At 37.7% G+C, this 220-nt stretch carries 1 tRNA gene; it reads right to left on the reverse strand.

From position 1 onward, the window contains the following. Nucleotides 1-77: 77 nt before the first annotated feature. Nucleotides 78-153 (reverse strand) — tRNA-Asn (locus AB4351_RS22225). Nucleotides 154-220 lie beyond the last annotated feature (67 nt).

Raw genomic sequence — 220 nt, forward strand, 5'->3', positions numbered from 1 at the left:
GTCGGCACACTAAATTCTTTGCTTAAAGAGTTAAACTCTTCAATTAAAACCTCATATAAAATGAAGTCCTTTAAAAATGGCTCCCCTTGCAAGACTTGAACTTGCGACATACGGATTAACAGTCCGCCGTTCTACCAACTGAACTAAAGGGGAATTACTTGTCTCAACATCAGGTCTATAAAGACCATTATTTGTTAAGTACCAAATAATGGTGCCTCGA

It is taken from the genome of Vibrio sp. 10N.261.51.F11, assembly GCF_041471665.1.
Taxonomy (GTDB): domain Bacteria; phylum Pseudomonadota; class Gammaproteobacteria; order Enterobacterales; family Vibrionaceae; genus Vibrio; species Vibrio crassostreae_C.